This is a genomic window from Acinetobacter sp. 1125_18A (genome assembly GCF_052824985.1).
In genome coordinates this window covers 119,891-137,647 of the sequence record NZ_VTDG01000010.1, presented here as the reverse complement: position 1 = coordinate 137,647, position 17,757 = coordinate 119,891, and the positions used below count along the sequence as shown (strand labels likewise).

The window sequence follows — 17,757 nt, the reverse complement described above, 5'->3', positions numbered from 1 at the left end:
CCAGATGAAAGAAAAAGATAAGAAATTAAGAAGCAAAATAAAAGCTCTAGCCTTAGCAGGAGCTTTTAAAGACCATTAAAAAGATTCTACTTAAACAATAAAATTATTAATCTTTAAAATGAACAGGAATCCATTGATAGCTCTTCCCATCTGCTGAGTAAATATGTCCAATGCCCGGGAATGGCAAATGTGGCGCTGCAATGGTCTGTCCATTTTTGGCATAATCTGCAAACTGCTTTAATCGGGTTTGAACAGCTGTTTTCGGGTCAATATCATATTCTATTGCTGTTTCTGGTTTATCGAATTGTACTGTATGAGAGTGGACAATATCCCCAATAAAAACAATATCTTCACCCGTTGTTTTTAGTTTGTAACTAAAATGTCCCGGGGTATGACCTGCTGTGTTGATCACTTCAAATCCATTGATGTTGTCACCCAGTTTAAATGTTTTAAACTGCTTTTTAGCTTGATAGGGTGCAAGGGCGGCTTTGATCTTTTCTACAGTTGCTAAGTAATTGGCACGTTTATCTTGTGCTATTTTTTCAGCCTGTTTCGGATTCAACCAATAATTTTCTTCATCTTCAGAGACATAGATGGTGGCATTTGGGTAGTTTGCTATGCCATTTTTACTGACACCACAAGAATGATCAGGATGTAAATGTGTCAGTAAAATCGTATTGATTTGTTCAGGTTGATGACCTGAAGCTTTGAGATTTTTTAATACAGAGCCTAGATGTGCACCGAAACAATCTGCAGTACCACTATCCACCAAAACCAGTGATTTACCTGTGTTAACTAAAAATGCATTCACCGATGTTTGTACACCTTTGGCTTGATCTGCATGATATTTCTTTAAAATTTCTTGAACCTTATCCTGTGAAATATCTTTAAATAGTGTGGGAGACATAAAGTTGGTGCCATCTAGCAAGGCGGTAATTTGTGTATTGCCCAGCTGATGTTGGTAAAATCCTGCTACTTGTGCTTGTTGTTCAATGATCGGTAATGTTTTAGTGACTTCTGCTTGTGATGTAAGAGGGAATAAGCCGAATAAAAGGACTGATAATGATAGGGCGGTTTTTTTCATTGGATTTGATCAAAATTAATTTAACGAATTATTTTTTAACATGGATTCGTTCAGCACTGCGCTTTTTATATATGAAAAAAAATCTACTTTTGTAAGCGAATTTTTTATTAATATGCACAATGATCGAATCAGCTATGTGAGGTCATTCATTTATATCCTGACGATTTCTGGCTCTTTTCCATTCAATAAAAGTACAAATCAGCGTTGTTGATAGTATAAGGACAAACTGGAGGTAAAGAAAAGTGAATAAAGGGGACGGCGTGACTATAGCAATGATAAGAATAAAAGGGGCTAGCATAAAGCTTAAAAGACACCCATAGATAAAACTATAACGCCAAGAGGCTAACACTAATTTACTTGCAAAAAAGTGTTTAAATAAGAGATTGGTAATGATGGCTGGAATGCACCCTAGGAGATAACCAAATGGAGTAATCAAGATGAATGCAGCGATCATTGGAAATATAATAGATGGTGTAATGAGTCCTTTTAAAAACCGCATTGGATTATAAAAAATAATTTCGCTGTGAAATGTGATTGCGATAATAAATGTACCGATGAATGGACCACAGAGGATAAATGCAGATATTTTTCTTTTGTTATTTTTTGACATATCCATATTGAGGCTAGCCCCTTTTTTTCATTTTTATAATGATAGTGTAGTAAAACATTAGCATAAAAAAAGACTTCCGAAGAAGCCTTTTAGTGATTTATGATCGTCTAGGATGAGATAATCAATAATTAAGAAACTTTATCACCTGGTTTCGCACCAGATTCAGGTGAAATCACCCAAACACCATCACCATTTCCAGCAGCAAGCACCATACCATTTGAAATACCAAAACGCATTTTACGCGGCGCAAGGTTTGCAACCATAACCACCAATTTGCCAGTTAAGTCTTCAGGTTTGTAGAACTCACGGATCCCACTGAATACATTACGTGGTTCAGCTTCACCGATATTTAGAGTCAATTGAAGCAGCTTATCAGAACCTTCTACTGTTGTAGCTTCTAAGACTTCAGCAACACGCAAGTCGACTTTGATAAAGTCATCAATCGTAATGATTTCTGCTTCACCCACTTTGGTTTCAGGCTTTTTCTCTTTGGTTTTTTCAGTTTTCTTTTCTGCTTTCGCTGGTGTTGCAGCAGCTAAAGATTCTTTTGATGCATCAACCATTGCAGCAACTGCTTTGGGATCAACACGTTGCATCAATGGTTGGAATTGAGCAATTTCATGCGCAACTAAAACCGTTTTTCCTGAAGTAAAATCAAAACTTTCAAGTTTTAAGAAGTCTTGAACTTGTTTTGCCAAAGTTGGAAGTACTGGTGCCAAGTAAACAGCCAATTGGCGGAATAGATTGATCCCAACAGAACAGACATCATGAACTTGTTGTTCCTGACCTTCTTGTTTTGCCAAAGCCCATGGTTTTTTCTCATCAATATACTGATTTGCACGATCAGCAAGTGCCATGATTTCACGTATAGCGGTTGAAAACTCACGCGCTTCATAAGATTGAGCAATCGAATCACCCGCATCAATGAAACTTTGAACCAGTTCAGGTTCAGCACATGTTGTAGACAAGCTATTATTAAAATTGCTGTTAATGAATTTTGCACAACGACTGGCAATATTCACAACTTTTCCTACTAAATCTGAATTTACTTTTTGTACAAAGTCAGCAAGATTCAAATCAGAATCTTCAACTTTATCAGAGAGTTTAGAAGCAAAGTAATAACGTAAATATTCAGGATTTAAGTGCTGTAAATAGGTTTCAGCTTTAATAAATGTGCCACGCGATTTTGACATTTTTTGACCATTTACAGTCAAGAAACCATTTACGAATAGACCTGTAGGGGTGCGGTAATTTGCACCTTCTAACATCGCAGGCCAGAACAACGCATGGAAATATACAATGTCTTTACCAATGAAGTGATAGACCTCATTTTTAGAATCTTTTTTCCAGTAGTCGTCAAAGCTTAATTCTGGACGTTTCGTTTTGATGTAATTTTCAAAACTTGACATATAACCAATCGGGGCATCAACCCAAACATAGAAATATTTATTTGGTGCATCTGGAATTTCAAAGCCGAAATAAGGTGCATCACGAGAGATATCCCAATCGTTTAGACCATTTTCAAACCATTCATCTAACTTATTGGCGATCGAAACAGGTAAACGACCTTCGTCACGCGTCCATTTTTGCAAGTATTCGGCAAAATTTGGGAGTTTAAAGAAATAATGATCTGATGATTTTTCAACAGGTGTCGCACCACTTAATGTTGAGCGTGGATTTAATAGCTCTGTCGCATTATAGGTCGTACCGCACACTTCGCATGAGTCGCCATACTGATCTTCTGATTTACATTTTGGGCAGGTCCCTTTAATGAAACGGTCTGACAAGAACATGCTTTTTTCAGGATCAAACAACTGAGTAACAGGACGAATCGCAATATTGCCTGCCTCACGGTTTTTAATATAGATTTCTTCCGAGCGTGCTTTATTTTCATCGCTATTGGTTGAATCATAGTGATCGAAATGTACGCCAAAGCCATCAAAATCACGAATATGCTCTTTTTGCACATTGGCAATTTGTGCTTCTGGACTAATCCCATTTGCTTCTGCACGGAGCATGATTGCTGTCCCATGTGCATCATCCGCGCAGACATAAGTCACTTCATGACCCATTGCACGCATGGCACGAACCCAGATATCTGCTTGGATGTAGCCGAGTAGATGACCCATATGAATAGGACCATTTGCGTATGGAAGGGCGTTAGTGACTAAAATATTTCGCACGGATATAACTCTCTTTCTCAAAGTTAATGCAAGGGCATTGATTTTAGCGTAATTGCTATGAAGATGCACAACAGAATAGGTGAATTCTTTTCAAATGTAGATTTTTACGCATATTCTTATATCTGCCAATTCATTATTATAGAATGACGTATTCGTGTATTTCCCAAGAGTAATAAATCTATGATTGATGATGAATATTTTGATGATGACCAGCCTGTAACCCGTATTCCACAAAATCAAAATAGTAAAAATCTGATTGAAAAAAATATTCTGAAACAAGCTGAACGCTATTTTGAAGAAATTTCTGAAGATGAACATCAGTATCTTATTGAAACACTCAATGGGTTTGCTCAAGAAGAGCCTTATTTTGAAGTTTTAGCCAATCAATTGGATCAGCCTGTAGGGGCTAAAATTGCCAATGACGCTCTCAATCTATTGCATTTTTGGCAATTGATACATGAAGCTGAAGATATTGCTCAGTTTAATCTTTTAGATGTGATCAACAGTGCGTTTTTTCAGTCTGAGATGTTTAAAGCTTTTGATCAATTAGCGCTGGGTGAGCAGAAGCCACAATACCAAGCTGTGTTAGAACAAAGCTTTAAACTCTATCAATTAGAGTTGTATGCAGGATGTATTCCATTGCTTTATGCTCAATTGGAAGGTTTGTTAACGGCTGTTTTAGTTCAAAATGGTTATTTAAAACAACAGGACACCAAGTTTATTGATGTCTATAAAATCGTTCCAGGGTTAAAAGGTCATGAAATTAAAAGTTTGTGGCATAAAGCTAAAATTGCCAATGAATTGAATCATTATTTTTTAGAGTTGGCTGCTTATAAGATGGATAGTAGTTCAACGGTGAGTATGACACGGCATAACATTCTACATGGTACGGATTTGAATCATTTTAATCGGGGTCGCAGTTTCGTATTGTTTATTTGGCTATTTGCGGCAGTCAGTTTTATGGGAAATGTCCGATCATAAAGTTCCAATTGTGATGATTCTTCACCTAAACTTCACATCCTAATCAAACACGCTACATTTTAATTTTAGAAACTAACACCAAGATCGAAGAAGGAGAAAATCATGCGGTCTTGGTATGTATTTATTGCTTCAGCATTTGCAAGTTTAGGGGCTGTTCTCAGTTTAGTTGTGCCATTTTGTCTTTTTCTATATTTTTATCAGGGCGATTTATTTATTTCAGCTTCTGAACGAACTTCAAGCCGAGGCATGGAAGTCGTATTGTATTTAACCCCATTTTTACTGCTGGTCGGGTTTTTTAGTTACACAGTTATTTTTAAAGTATTTAAACCACCTCAAAAAATTATCGAAACAAGACAGATTATAAAATCTATGACTTTGATCTTTGTCATTATGCTAAGTTTTTTATTGTTAGTTTTATGTTTAGATGGTGCTCTATCTAGCTTTATCGAGGCATTGAGTTATTTAATCTTCGCTTATTCACTGTTATTGCTCCCGTTTTGTATTGGTCTAGTTCTCGGAAATGCAGTTTACTTCATTTTATGCAGAAAATTTAATGCTCAGAATATGTTTAGAAAACAAGTACATCATTGGGTTTAAATTTACGTTTCATGTTATGTTCGAACTTCGATATCAATAAGAAATTACCTATGCTTAAACTGATTGCCGAAGACTTTATCCAAGTGGATAAAATTGATTTAGTTTTACCTTTATATCAACAATTAGTTGAGCAAACTAAACGAGAAGCGGGCTGTATTGCCTATGATTTATATCATGATTTACGCAATATAGGGCATTTTGTATTTATTGAGGAATGGGTGGATCGAGCTGCTTTAGATGCCCATGTTCAATCCTTCCATTTTCAGGATTTAGTCCCGCAAATTGATCAACATAGAAGACAAGACGGAATTTTTACCCATATGCAGCATTATGATGAATTGTTTAAAAAATGAATATTTAGCATTCATCTTCAATCATTTTCTTAATCTTGATTGCCTTTTCAAAATGATCAAGCTGATGGGTTTTAATCCACCATTCAGCCACTTGCATTAGGGTTTCTGGATCGTCATTTTTATTGGCAAAGAATGCATAAAAAGATAAACCAACATCATCTCCCTTTTTGGCAATTTTATCATTACAGACTCGGATAATTTTTTCTTTCATTAACTGTTGCATTAAATAGACTCGGTATTTGTTTTGATTCAATGATTTTCAATCAATCAGAATAAGCTATTTTATTCATTTTGAAACAAAAAAACACATCGCTACAAACTGTGTATGAATTGTTAAAGAAATGCATCTTTTTACATTTTATTGAGTTTCAGTTGTTATAACTAGGGTGAGACTTAATTAAATAGGAAGAAAATTATGACAAATTTAGACGATTTAAAAAACAAAGCTTCTGAAGTAATTGATGATGTGAAGTTGAAAGCCAAAGAAGCAAAATTAGGTGCTGAAAAGGTTGCAGATGACCTCAAACATAAAGCAAAAGAAACACTGCTTAAAGGTGAGCAAGCTGTAAATGATTTGAAGCACAAAAAAGATGATGAAAAGTAATTTGAACAATCACTGAACAGCGCCACGCTGTTCAGTGATACTTTTTAATTAAGGTTCTTTACGAATCCACTCAATTTCACGAATCTGATTATTCACCACCGTAAAAGTATAAGTTACATTCTCAATCTCATAGATATAGTTGGATACGGTAACCGTCGTTTTACCTTCTTTACGTTCATAAGTGTTCATTGAAATTGGAGATTGGCCAATACGTGTCGACATTTCCGTCAAACTATCACCTACAGAAACCAATTGCCCTGAAGATGTACGCACCGCAGTTGTAGAGGTTCCAGCAACAGCTGAACTCGAAATGATTACAGAAAAAACTAAAAATAATAGAGACTTCATAGACCTACCTTATTATTGTCAAAAACCACACAAAGTTGTTATTTACCCAACGTGACTATAGCTATTTTTTATCCAGTATTTGTATGGGAATTATTAAGAAGGCGTTTGTCATAGAAATCTAAATCGCAAAAACTAAAAGTTCATTCTGAACAATGAGATAAAATGATTGAATAGATTATTTTGGATGCTAAACCAACTAAATCAGTAGGATTAATAACAACATTCAAAAAGCTGAATAGAAGTTTGCTTAACCTCAGGTCAATTTACAGTTAAACTATCTGTTCTCAGTATTTATTGTATTTGCAAATTTGGAGCAAATCTATGTCGTGGCTTTCTTCGCTTAAATCAGTTTTTTCTCCTGCGCAGGAGGTGAAAGAGGAAGAAGTCCAATCTGTTTTGCAAAACTATATTTTGCCAAATTCAAATGTCTTAAAAGATCGTATTACTCAAGTGAATGTTGTAGGCCGAGTATTACAACTAACAATTAATACTTATCCTGAAGAGTCAGATCATTTACAAAAAATTCATGATGATCTCGCCGATGCATTGGAGAAGTGCGGTATTCAAGAGTTGAATTTGCATGTGATTCAACAAAAAATTCAACATGATTCGAGTTGTGGCAATGATCAGCATGGAAAAGCAGGGCATAGTTGCGCTTCAAAGCCAAAAGAGCAACATCCTAATCTTCCTCCAGTTGTCGATGCTTCTGCTAAAATGGCAAATACACAAGAAGACCCTAATAATCCGCCGATTCAAAAAGCAGCACCACAACAACGAGATATTCCGAAGCACCCTCGAATTCAAAATGTGATCCTCATATCATCGGGTAAAGGTGGTGTGGGTAAATCAACCACCACAGTAAATATCGCATTAGCTTTACACAAATTAGGCTTAAAAGTCGGGGTTTTGGATGCTGATATCTATGGTCCAAGTATTCCAACAATGCTGGGTAATGCTGGACAAACACCTAAAATAGAAGGTGAAAATTTTGTACCATTAGAAGCCTATGGCATGGCGGTACTTTCGATCGGTCATTTGATTGGGAAAGAAAATACACCAGTTGCTTGGCGTGGTGCAAAAGCCACAGGTGCATTGATGCAACTGTTTAATCAAGCGCTATGGCCTGATTTAGATGTTCTGGTTATCGATATGCCACCTGGTACAGGTGATATTCAATTAACCCTTGCCCAGCGTATTCCTGTCACTGGCGCTGTGATTGTGACGACACCCCAGAATGTAGCCTTGATGGATGCAGTGAAAGGGATTGAATTGTTTAATAAAGTGCATATCCCAGTTATGGGTGTGGTAGAAAATATGTCGACGCATATTTGCTCAAACTGTGGTCATGAAGAACAAATTTTTGGTACAGGTGGTGGAGATCAATTGTCTGAGCAATATAATATTCCGTTGCTGGGTCGATTGCCTTTAAATGTTCAAATTCGTGAAAATGCTGATGCTGGTAAACCTTCTGTGATTGCAGGAGATGTTGCTGCAGAAAACTATATGGCTATTGCTGAAAAAATCGCACAAGCTTTACCTAAAGCCGAAAAAGATCCACATAGAATTTTCTAAGAACTGACCTCTCAAGCGCCCTCTCTTTATTTTAGCAATTGAATTAAAGAGAGGATACTTGAGAATGGATAAATGAAATATTTAAACTTACTCGATAATAATGTTTTATAGGTACTGCCCATTTTTAGTATCCCAAAGAAATTCAAATAATTTCTGTTAAATATGAAGGGTATGCTACAAATAGGGTTGATTAACAGGCTATGCTAAGTTAATTAAAGTTATTCTTAATTCAAAAATAAAATTTAAAAGACCTTCTCTTTAATATCTATATAAAAATATAGAAAATTGATCAACTGGTATATTCATTGCTTAGGTATAATTTCTTATTTAAACCATTGAGTAGACCATGCTATTAAAAAAAATCTTATGTGCTTTGGGAGTCTGTAGTTCGATGTTCTTGGCTGCATGTAACGATAGTGATTCAGATAAAAACAGTTCTAATTCAACTACACAGAAATCATTACAACCCATCATCATTCAAGGTGCTTTACCTGTAGAGTCTGAGCAAATGGCCTCAAAACTAAGCAATTCTACAGTCGAAACGTTCGGTGGTTGGACGTTTTGGAAAGGAACCTATCAGGGTTATCCGGTGATTATCTCTAAAACAAGAATGGGAATGAGCAACTCTGCTGCCGCAACAGCAATTGCGATTGAACGTTATAAACCCATTGCGATTATTAACCAAGGAACATCAGGTGGGCATGATCCTGATCTTAAGGTCTATGATATTGTTTTAGGTCGTTACACCACCAATATTGGTGCATTTAGAACACCTAAAAAAGCAGTTGGAGAGGGTTCAAATTCTCTTGAATGGACAGAAGCTTTTGATGTACTGCCTACGGATGAGTCTGATCCTGAACCGATTGCAATTCGTAAATTTGAAGCAGATAAAGATCTGTTATTGGCAGCACAGCGTGCAAAAACCAATTATAGCAAGGGCCGTGTGGTTGAAGGTACTATTGGTTCAGCAGATGTTTGGAACAATGAATTGGACCGAATTGCTTTTTTCCATAAAAACTATGGCACTTCTGTAGAGGAAATGGAGGCTGCATCTGTGGCACAAATTGCCAGCCAATATAAAGTACCATTCCTTGGTGTTCGTATTTTATCGAACAATATTACCAATGGGGGTGCATATGATCCTGGTACTGGAGAAGCGTGCCAGCATTATGTTCTAGATGTGGTTGTTGAATATATGAAAGCTAAACAAGCCGCTTTAAAGTAAATTTTTTATCAGAATAAGTTGGAGCTTGTTTAAAGAATGTTTGGCTGTTTTTTACGGTTATTCCACTTTTTAATCACGCTCCAACGCCAGTAAATACGTGTCACAATAAAGAGTAGCGATGCAAATACAAATGCTTCAATAAACAAACCAGTTGCAAGAATTTTGGCTAGACTAAAATCAATATGCCCATGGCCAAAGTTTTTGATCCAATGAATGATTTGATGGAAAACACCAAGTAACATTTCCTTATTGATCATATGCACATGATAAATTTTGGAACCAATCCAAAAGGCAAAAATCAAAATTGGCACAATGGTTAAGGGATTCATGATCCAAGCTAAAATTAAACCAATCGGTAAGTTTGCTTCAAAGAATAAAACTGAAAAAATAATTAATAAGGTGTGGAATGGGATAGGCAAGATGCCCCAAAAGGTACCAATAAACATTGCTTTAGAAATCGATTTTCGATTGACATACCAAAGCTGAGGACTTAAGGCTTTATCGCCAAAAATCTTCATGAATTTCAAATTGTTGACTCGCTCTGGACTAGGGAGCCAAGACTGAAAAAAATGCTTTGCCATAAAAGTAGAAAATGCAAGAAAGGTAACTATTGTGCATCAATGTAGATAAAAACGACAACCTTTCTGACAAAAAACCTAATGAGTAAGAGAAAAATATGGATAAAGAATAGTCAATAAAACTGAAAATTTACTTAAAAAGCCCTTGATTTATGTCTAAGACTGCCTGTAATTGAACTACTTGTTATTTTAAGGCTAATCAGTGTTCTATTTGGGAATAAACTTACTGATTTAAAAGGTATTATTATTGATTTAAAAGTTTGATTTTGGACATAAAAACAGCATTTCTTCGATCAGTGACTTTGCAGTTTTTATCTGATTTTAAGTTTTCAAAGCATTGAAAATAAAATATATTTTCATTTAGGGTAATGTTCTTCAATAAGTTCTCTTACAATTAATTTTTTGCCAATTCAATTTAAAAGATTTAATCTGCGATCAATCCATTGATGAGGTCATTTAATGATTTCATGGTTTTTTATTGGCTTGGTGGTGACGATTCTTTTGACACCAGGACCAACCAATACGCTTTTAGCATCTTCTGGAATTCAAGTTGGAATTCGAAAATCTCTTGCATTAATTCCAGCGGAAGCGCTTGGCTATCTTATCTCCATTACCATTTGGGGGTTAATTATTGGATCTGTGTCTAAACAGTTTCCAAGTGTACCTGTTATTCTTAAATTATTTAGCGCAGGCTATATTTTATTCCTGGCTTTAAAATTATGGCGTACAGCAAATCGAGATGAAAACTTTAATCATGCGACAATTCGGGCGCGTGAGTTATTTTTTGCAACCCTTTTAAACCCGAAAGCACTTCTTTTTGCTTCTGCAATTTTTCCAACACATGTATGGCAAAATGCGTCTGCTTATACTTCACATATGTTGGTGTTTTTATTATTAATCGTACCGATTGCATTTTTTTGGACATTTATTGGTTCTGTGATTTGCAGTAATAAAGTGACTTGGCTCAATCAGCGTAATATGCAAAGAACTGCGTCTTTAGTTTTAGTGAGTTTTACTGTACCACTGAGCTATTCAGCACTTTTAAGCCTTTAGCAATCGATGTTAGTTAAACTTAAGTTTGTACGTTTACTTACAGACTTGGGTTGCTTTATTTCGTCATAAACATTCCTTTCAAAAGCAATTTCAGTTAAAGTACAGCGCAGTAAATAGCACAGTTTTGGGATAGAGATAAATGGCAATTAAGTCTGATCGTTGGATTCGTGAAATGAGCGAAAAGCACGGTATGATTGAACCGTATGCAGAAAACCAAGTGCGTTATGATGAACATGGTGAAAAGCTAATTTCTTATGGCGTATCTAGCTATGGTTATGACGTACGTTGTGCACGTGAGTTTAAAGTCTTTACCAATGTTCACTCTGCCATTGTCGACCCTAAAAATTTCGATGAACGTAGTTTTATCGACATTGAATCTGATGTTTGTATCATCCCTCCAAACTCATTTGCGTTAGCACGTACTGTTGAATATTTCCGTATTCCACGTAATGTTTTGACGATCTGCCTAGGTAAATCGACTTATGCACGTTGCGGTATCATTGTAAATGTAACGCCACTTGAACCTGAATGGGAAGGTCATGTGACATTAGAGTTTTCAAATACGACGAATTTACCTGCGCGTATTTATGCCGGTGAAGGTGTTGCTCAAATGCTGTTTTTTGAATCTGATGAAGTTTGTGAAACCTCTTATAAAGATCGTGGTGGTAAATACCAAGGTCAGGTTGGGGTAACCTTACCTAAAGCTTAAATTAAAAATGAGCTAAAAGAAGCAAGTGTAAATCACTTGCTTTTTTTATGTATATATCAACATGATAAATATGAATTTTATATTTTTTTATGATAAAAATTTTAAAATAAGACCATAGTTAAATTTAACTAAATAAAATTTTAACTTATGTGAAATTATTGTTTTTTATCGGAAAATACAAATCTTTATTCGGTATGAATTTCGATCTATGCTACAAATAAACATTAAAATAAATGTGATTTATACTGTGTTATTTATTCATTTCTAGAAGGGTAATTTAGCATAGGCATAAATAATTAAGGTCAAGCTTTGCTAAGGATGGAAGCATAAGATGTCCCAGAGAAAATATTTAAGTCTTGTATTGCTAGCATTAAGTGGTTTAGGGATAAATACTACTTATGCAGCAACATTACAAGCACTGACTGATGAGCAATTATCAGAAACCACAGGTCAAGCATTGATGAGCCTTGCTTATCTTGCACCAAATGATTCTGCCAATCTAATGAGCAAATATAGTAGTGGCTCAAATATTGGTTTTTACAAACTTGGACTTGAAGCTGAAATGGATTTAAATGCAAATATTAAAAATTTGCAGTTAGGATGTGGTGGCACGAACGGTGCTGGTGCATGTGACGTAGATATAAAAAACCTATCATTAAGTGGCTTACCAGCAAACTATAACGCTTCTAGTGGTAGTTCTCCTGATTTTGGAACGGAAGGGAGAGCGTCTACAAGCGCAAAACTTACCAATCCATTTATGGAATTTGCAATAAAAAATCCGCAATCAGCATCACAACGCGAAGTTGTTGGTTTACGTTTCAGTGCAGAAAAAATAGTGGGATTACTAACTGCAGGAATTGAAAATGGCCTTGTACCTTCAACGAGCGATGGAATTCAAAGTCTGAGTGGATTTATGCGAATTGCTGCAACCACAGGTGAGGCTTCTACAAAAGCAACTGTATTTGGTAATCAACCAAATCATCAAATTCAAGGGCTATTGAATGCATTAGGAAATAATCGTGTATTTACATCAGATCCTACAAGCTCGGATACGCAAGGCATTACTGTACCTTCGTTAAAAGCAGGTTTTACAATACCAGAATTTCAGGTGAATGGTAGTCGATTGAATAATGCCCATGTTGAAGGTGTCTCAACAAAGATTGATTCAATTGCATTGGATCAAGGGCCTTTGAATCAGTTGAAAGTTACATTTGATCCGATTTTACTTATCGCGACACAAGCTAAAATTAAACTTGCAAATGGTTCAGCAGTAAAAAATTTGAATATGGATATTACGTTCGATCAATCATTGAGTATGTTTCATAACATCCCTTTAACAGGCACTGGGGGATATTTAAGTTTACAGCAACAGGCTTTATTGTGGCCTGGAAATTATATTGATTCAAATGATACTTCTGGCAAGGCGATTACACAAATGAGTAATAGTGATGTCGCACAAAAAGGTTGGTGGATGTCATTTGCAGAACCTGTACAGTTGGGATATTTAAAAGCTACCCAACAAGTAGATATATCTAATGTATTACCTCAAGTGGCTAGTTTGATGACCAACGAGTTACTCAAAGAGGAAAATAGAGTATACGCACCTGCTGGTGCTGCTATTGGTACACTTTTTGGAATTACGATGACTACACCAAATCCAATTGTGGTGGATTTAAATCAGGCAACGCTTGCAAATCCAGCAACATTGACTTTGGCAAATTTGCAGCTAGCAAATCAGAATTTAACAGCCAACTGCTATGGCTCATTAAAATTCTGTTAATTCTGAATAATATTTTAAAAACTTTATATCGATCTTAAAAAAGTGCCTTTTAGATTCTGATTGAAAGGTACTTATTTGTTAAAAGGAATTAAAAACACATATCAACATCTACTTGCTTAATTTTTCTTGTGGAATAATTAAAGTTCAGTAAAAAGTTTATGGTTCAATTTTTATCTTATGAAAAGTGAGGGGTTAGAAGACAGTTATTGTATTAAAAAGGAAGTAATTTAAGATGCGTATTCATTAAAACAGATAATTATAATTATTAATTAAGTCTTTAGTTTATGTAAAGGCTATAGGATGCTAATTTTTAATTGAGAAATTTTTTTGCTGTAAGTTTATAAATTTTTGGCTTAAATATGGGACATATATTTCTTTTATTAATCTCTAAAACTATCAATATATAAATAAGGCAAAACTTTTTATAACCACCATTTGTCTGAAATTATACAAAAAGTAATTATTAAAATAAAAAGTATGCTAAAAATTTCTCCATAAAAATATTAGTAAAAGTCGAAAATAAAAAGGTGACGCTCATGAATAAAACTTACCGACTCATATGGAATACTCAACACTTTTGCTGGCAAGCTGTCAGTGAAATTGTTAAAAGTGGGGGTGTCAAAAAACAATCGACTACCCAACGCAAATTAAAGAAAAATATAGGCTTTATTAAAAAAATAGTCGCATTATTTGCCATTAATTTGTTAAGTGCCAGTATTGCATTTGCTGGCCCAACAGGAGGTATTGTTAGTTCTGGAACAGCAACAATTTCAGCAACAGGAACAACCACAACGATTAACCAATCTACAGCAAAAGCTGCAATAGATTGGAGCAGTTTTTCTACCAATAACAATGAAATCGTAAACTTTGTACAACCAAGTACAAGTGCAATTACTTTAAATAGGGTGACTGGTAATAGTATTTCAACCTTAAATGGTCAATTGAATGCAAATGGGCAAGTTTTTATTATCAACCCGAATGGTGTTTTATTTGGTAGTACATCACAAGTCAATACTGGAGGCTTAGTTGCCTCAACGCTTAATTTAAGTAATAGTGATTTTAATAATAATGACTTTAAATTTAGTAATGCAGCAAATAATAAAACTGTAGAAAATCGCGGCAAAATTACGGTACCTGTAGGGGGGACAGTGGCACTAATTGCACCAAGTGTGAGACAAACAGGTACAATTAAAGCACCGCAAGGGAATGTGCTACTTGCTGCAGGTGGAGATATTACTTTAAATTTAAATAATGGTAGTTTACTTGGCTATACGATCAATCATGGTAAAGCACAAGCACTAATTAATTCGGGTGGAATGATTCAAGCAGATGGAGGAAAGGTTGTTCTAACTGCAAAAGGTTTAGATGAATTAAGCAATGCTGTTGTAAATAGCGTGGGAGTAGTACAAGCACAGACTGTAAATAATGTTCGCGGTGTCATTGAGCTAGGTAGTGATCTAGTAAGTGGCACGGTAAATGTGAGTGGAACTTTAGATGCTTCAGCTCCAACGAGTGGGAATGGTGGGCAAATAAAGACCACTGCTTCGAATGTGCAAATCAGTACTGGTACAAATATTACAACTCAGCGTAATACTACAAGTAGTTTGCCGCCAACAACCAGTGGTTGGGAGTTACAAGCTAAAAATATAGATATAGATTTTTTTGGTGGTAGTGTAAGTAGTACAACATTGGGTAATGCGTTGAATAAAGGTAATGTAACCTTGAGCGCTATTGGAACTGGAGATGCTCAAGGAATCATTAATTTAAATGATGCAACCAATTGGAGTAACAATACAGCACTAACATTAAATGCCACCAAAGACATTAACTTTAATAGTGATTTGGATTTAAGTGGTGATAAGGCCAAACTAGCAATGAATTATGGTATTGGTTCAGATTACAATTTAAATAATGGATCGAAAATAAATATTAGCGGTTCTGCTCCAACGTTATTGATTAATGGAACATCTTATATTGTCATTAATAATTTAGGTGAAGAAGGTGATGCAAGCATAAACACTCTGCAAGGTATGAAAAACAATTTATGTGGCAATTATGTTTTGGGAAGTAATATAGATGCTACTGACACTGTGAATTGGAACAATGGTGATGGTTTTGAGCCCATTGGTGTATTTGCAAGAACTGGAACAATATTCAATGATCCAAACTCTCCTAGTGGAATAAGTACTTCAGAAAGTGTGAGTGATAATCCTTATACAGGACAATTCCATGGCCTAGGACATACAATTAGTGGACTTTATATAAATAGAATAGATCAATTACCGTCTTCAATGGAGTTACCAGTAACAATCAAGGCTCAGGCAATAGGCTTATTTGGTGCAACCTCAAATACGATTAGAGATATTGGAACTATTGATGGAATAATAAAAGGAACAAATAACGTTGGAGGTCTTATTGGTTTTCAAAAATCTGGAATAGTCAAAAATGCTTATAGTTCTAATTCAGTTTATGCAATGTCTAATGCTGGTGGTCTGATTGGTCAAAGTGGTTATCGAGATGAAAATAATCAACAAACAACAGGTTTAATTTTAAATTCTCATGCTTTAGGTGATATTACAATTTTGGGACTAGCCCCACCTGCTAAAGGTGGCTCAATAGGTGGTTTGATTGGTAAAAACTATAGTTTAATTAAGGATAGTTATGCTTCGGTTAATATTTTAGATCCTTTAAATATTGGTGCTTATGGGGTTGGCGGTTTAGTTGGCGAACAGTATAACAATGATATTTTAAATAGTTATGCAACAGGAAATATCAGTGGAAATTTTGATCTTGTTGGTGGCTTAGTTGGAGCATTCAGGTATTCGAAAGGAAATTCAAATATTTATAATAGTTTTGCAACAGGGACGATCTCTGGAAATTATAATGTTGGAGGCCTAGTCGGATTTGTTGGGCAAGAAGCGTCATATAACAATCCTGATGTTGATATTGATTCTACTGCTACAATTGAGCAAAGTTATGCTACTGGTGATGTTAATAGCTCGAGTGCACTGTCATATGCCTCTACAGGAGGTTTAGTGGCTTCTATTAATGGTGCGGTGAAAGTAAAAGGTAGTTATACAACTGGCAATGTCGTTGGAGGAGCAAATACTGGAGGATTAGTTGGCCATATCAGTAATAGTTTTCCAAACGAAAAAAATATAACAGAAATTGATGATAGCTATGCATCAGGAAAAGTTACAGGAGCTGGGTATACGGGCGGATTAGTTGGGATGAATTTATCTAAGAGCATTATAAAAAATAGTCATGCTTATGGAGATGTTATAGGTACAGAGTCTGTAGGAGGACTGGTTGGTTATAATGCAACAGAAATATCAAATAGCTCAGCTAAGGGTAGCGTAACAGGTACAACATCTGTGGGTGGATTGGTTGGCAAAAACTCTCAAAAAATTAATAATAGTTTTGCTACTGGCAAAGTGAATGGAAGTGAAAATATAGGAGGATTGATTGGTTTTAATGAACAATGGGGGATTAATGGAGGGGGTGTTTACAATAGTTATGCAACTGGAAATGTTGAAGGTACTACAAATGTAGGCGGGTTAGTTGGTTTAAATAATCAGGGTATAATTTCTTCCAGTTATGCAAATGGGGAGGTAAAAGGCATTCAATATATTGGCGGTTTAGTTGGGAATACACAAGGTGGAAATTTATCAAATACCTATGCCTTAGGTAAAGTATCTGGGCAAAGTTTTATTGGTGGTTTGCTTGGTGGCGCTTCAAGTAATTTTATTGCTCGAATTGACAATAGTTTTTCATCTGGAGAAGTGAGCGGAGTTACCAACGTTGGGGGCTTAGCTGGTGATAAAATTGGGTTACTTGAGGTAATAAACAGTTATTGGAATATAGAAACTTCAGGTCAAACTCAAAGTGATGGTGGAGCAGGCAAAACAACAGCTGAACTTCAGCAAATCATGACCTTTACAAGCTGGGACATCGCAGATGTTTCTGATCTAACCTCAAATTCAATATGGGTCATTGATGAAAATAATAAGACTCCATGGCTGCGATATAATCATTGATATAAAAATAAATTTTAAGCCTTAAAAGCGAGGGGTATTTGCC

At 35.6% G+C, this 17,757-nt stretch carries 16 protein-coding genes; 10 read left to right on the top strand and 6 right to left on the bottom strand.

The window, feature by feature from the left end; translation table 11 throughout:
* Window positions 1-106: 106 nt before the first annotated feature.
* From FY049_RS16895 to metG, 3 genes are all read right to left on the bottom strand, one after another.
* Entirely contained in the window at window positions 107-1,084 is a 978-nt protein-coding gene (locus FY049_RS16895; protein WP_166781867.1) for an MBL fold metallo-hydrolase, read from the bottom strand.
* Window positions 1,085-1,226: 142 nt separating this feature from the next.
* Complete coding sequence (locus tag FY049_RS16890) at window positions 1,227-1,700, bottom strand: hypothetical protein (RefSeq protein ID WP_224964248.1); 474 nt, start codon at window positions 1,698-1,700, stop codon at window positions 1,227-1,229.
* A gap of 122 nt (window positions 1,701-1,822) precedes the next feature.
* Window positions 1,823-3,877 (bottom strand): methionine--tRNA ligase, encoded by a 2,055-nt coding sequence (gene metG, locus FY049_RS16885; protein WP_446084036.1) that lies wholly within the window; start codon window positions 3,875-3,877, stop codon window positions 1,823-1,825.
* A gap of 180 nt (window positions 3,878-4,057) precedes the next feature.
* Here metG and FY049_RS16880 point away from each other — a divergent pair, with 180 nt between their 5' ends.
* The 3 genes from FY049_RS16880 to FY049_RS16870 all read left to right on the top strand — a co-directional run bounded on the left by FY049_RS16880 (window position 4,058) and on the right by FY049_RS16870 (window position 5,808).
* Window positions 4,058-4,858, top strand: coding sequence for a hypothetical protein (locus FY049_RS16880; protein ID WP_224964246.1), 801 nt, complete (start codon window positions 4,058-4,060; stop codon window positions 4,856-4,858).
* Between the two features lie 102 nt (window positions 4,859-4,960).
* On the top strand, window positions 4,961-5,455 hold the full coding sequence (locus FY049_RS16875; RefSeq protein WP_224964245.1) for a hypothetical protein: 495 nt from the start codon (window positions 4,961-4,963) through the stop codon (window positions 5,453-5,455).
* A 50-nt stretch (window positions 5,456-5,505) separates the two neighbouring features.
* Entirely contained in the window at window positions 5,506-5,808 is a 303-nt protein-coding gene (locus FY049_RS16870) for a putative quinol monooxygenase (RefSeq protein WP_224964244.1), read from the top strand.
* A 4-nt stretch (window positions 5,809-5,812) separates the two neighbouring features.
* Here the strand turns inward: FY049_RS16870 and FY049_RS16865 are convergent, their stop codons facing one another.
* Complete coding sequence (locus FY049_RS16865; RefSeq protein WP_056515251.1) at window positions 5,813-6,031, bottom strand: DUF6500 family protein; 219 nt, start codon at window positions 6,029-6,031, stop codon at window positions 5,813-5,815.
* Window positions 6,032-6,223: 192 nt separating this feature from the next.
* On the opposite strand from FY049_RS16865, the gene FY049_RS16860 reads away from it, so the two are divergent.
* Window positions 6,224-6,412 carry a hypothetical protein gene (locus FY049_RS16860; protein WP_004723829.1) on the top strand — a complete coding sequence of 63 codons (189 nt, stop codon included), beginning with the start codon at window positions 6,224-6,226 and terminating at the stop codon, window positions 6,410-6,412.
* 48 nt (window positions 6,413-6,460) lie between these two features.
* On the opposite strand, the gene FY049_RS16855 is transcribed toward FY049_RS16860, so the two are convergent.
* Window positions 6,461-6,760 carry a hypothetical protein gene (locus FY049_RS16855; RefSeq protein ID WP_056515248.1) on the bottom strand — a complete coding sequence of 100 codons (300 nt, stop codon included), beginning with the start codon at window positions 6,758-6,760 and terminating at the stop codon, window positions 6,461-6,463.
* Between the two features lie 321 nt (window positions 6,761-7,081).
* Here FY049_RS16855 and apbC point away from each other — a divergent pair, with 321 nt between their 5' ends.
* Window positions 7,082-8,332: an iron-sulfur cluster carrier protein ApbC gene (gene apbC, locus FY049_RS16850; protein ID WP_224964243.1), complete on the top strand. Its 1,251-nt coding sequence runs from the start codon at window positions 7,082-7,084 to the stop codon at window positions 8,330-8,332.
* Between the two features lie 346 nt (window positions 8,333-8,678).
* A complete protein-coding gene (locus tag FY049_RS16845) occupies window positions 8,679-9,557 on the top strand; it encodes a 5'-methylthioadenosine/S-adenosylhomocysteine nucleosidase (RefSeq protein ID WP_262782905.1) in 879 nt (292 codons plus the stop codon).
* 29 nt (window positions 9,558-9,586) lie between these two features.
* Here the strand turns inward: FY049_RS16845 and FY049_RS16840 are convergent, their stop codons facing one another.
* On the bottom strand, window positions 9,587-10,138 hold the full coding sequence (locus FY049_RS16840; protein ID WP_105714362.1) for a DUF2062 domain-containing protein: 552 nt from the start codon (window positions 10,136-10,138) through the stop codon (window positions 9,587-9,589).
* 456 nt (window positions 10,139-10,594) lie between these two features.
* Between FY049_RS16840 and FY049_RS16835 the strand changes: the two genes are divergently transcribed.
* The 4 genes from FY049_RS16835 to FY049_RS16820 all read left to right on the top strand — a co-directional run bounded on the left by FY049_RS16835 (window position 10,595) and on the right by FY049_RS16820 (window position 17,714).
* Window positions 10,595-11,188 carry a LysE family translocator gene (locus FY049_RS16835; protein ID WP_004723817.1) on the top strand — a complete coding sequence of 198 codons (594 nt, stop codon included), beginning with the start codon at window positions 10,595-10,597 and terminating at the stop codon, window positions 11,186-11,188.
* Window positions 11,189-11,327: 139 nt separating this feature from the next.
* Entirely contained in the window at window positions 11,328-11,897 is a 570-nt protein-coding gene (gene dcd / locus FY049_RS16830) for a dCTP deaminase (RefSeq protein WP_004723815.1), read from the top strand.
* A gap of 331 nt (window positions 11,898-12,228) precedes the next feature.
* Entirely contained in the window at window positions 12,229-13,677 is a 1,449-nt protein-coding gene (locus FY049_RS16825; RefSeq protein ID WP_224964241.1) for a hypothetical protein, read from the top strand.
* A 536-nt stretch (window positions 13,678-14,213) separates the two neighbouring features.
* A complete protein-coding gene (locus tag FY049_RS16820) occupies window positions 14,214-17,714 on the top strand; it encodes a GLUG motif-containing protein (RefSeq protein WP_446084035.1) in 3,501 nt (1,166 codons plus the stop codon).
* Window positions 17,715-17,757 lie beyond the last annotated feature (43 nt).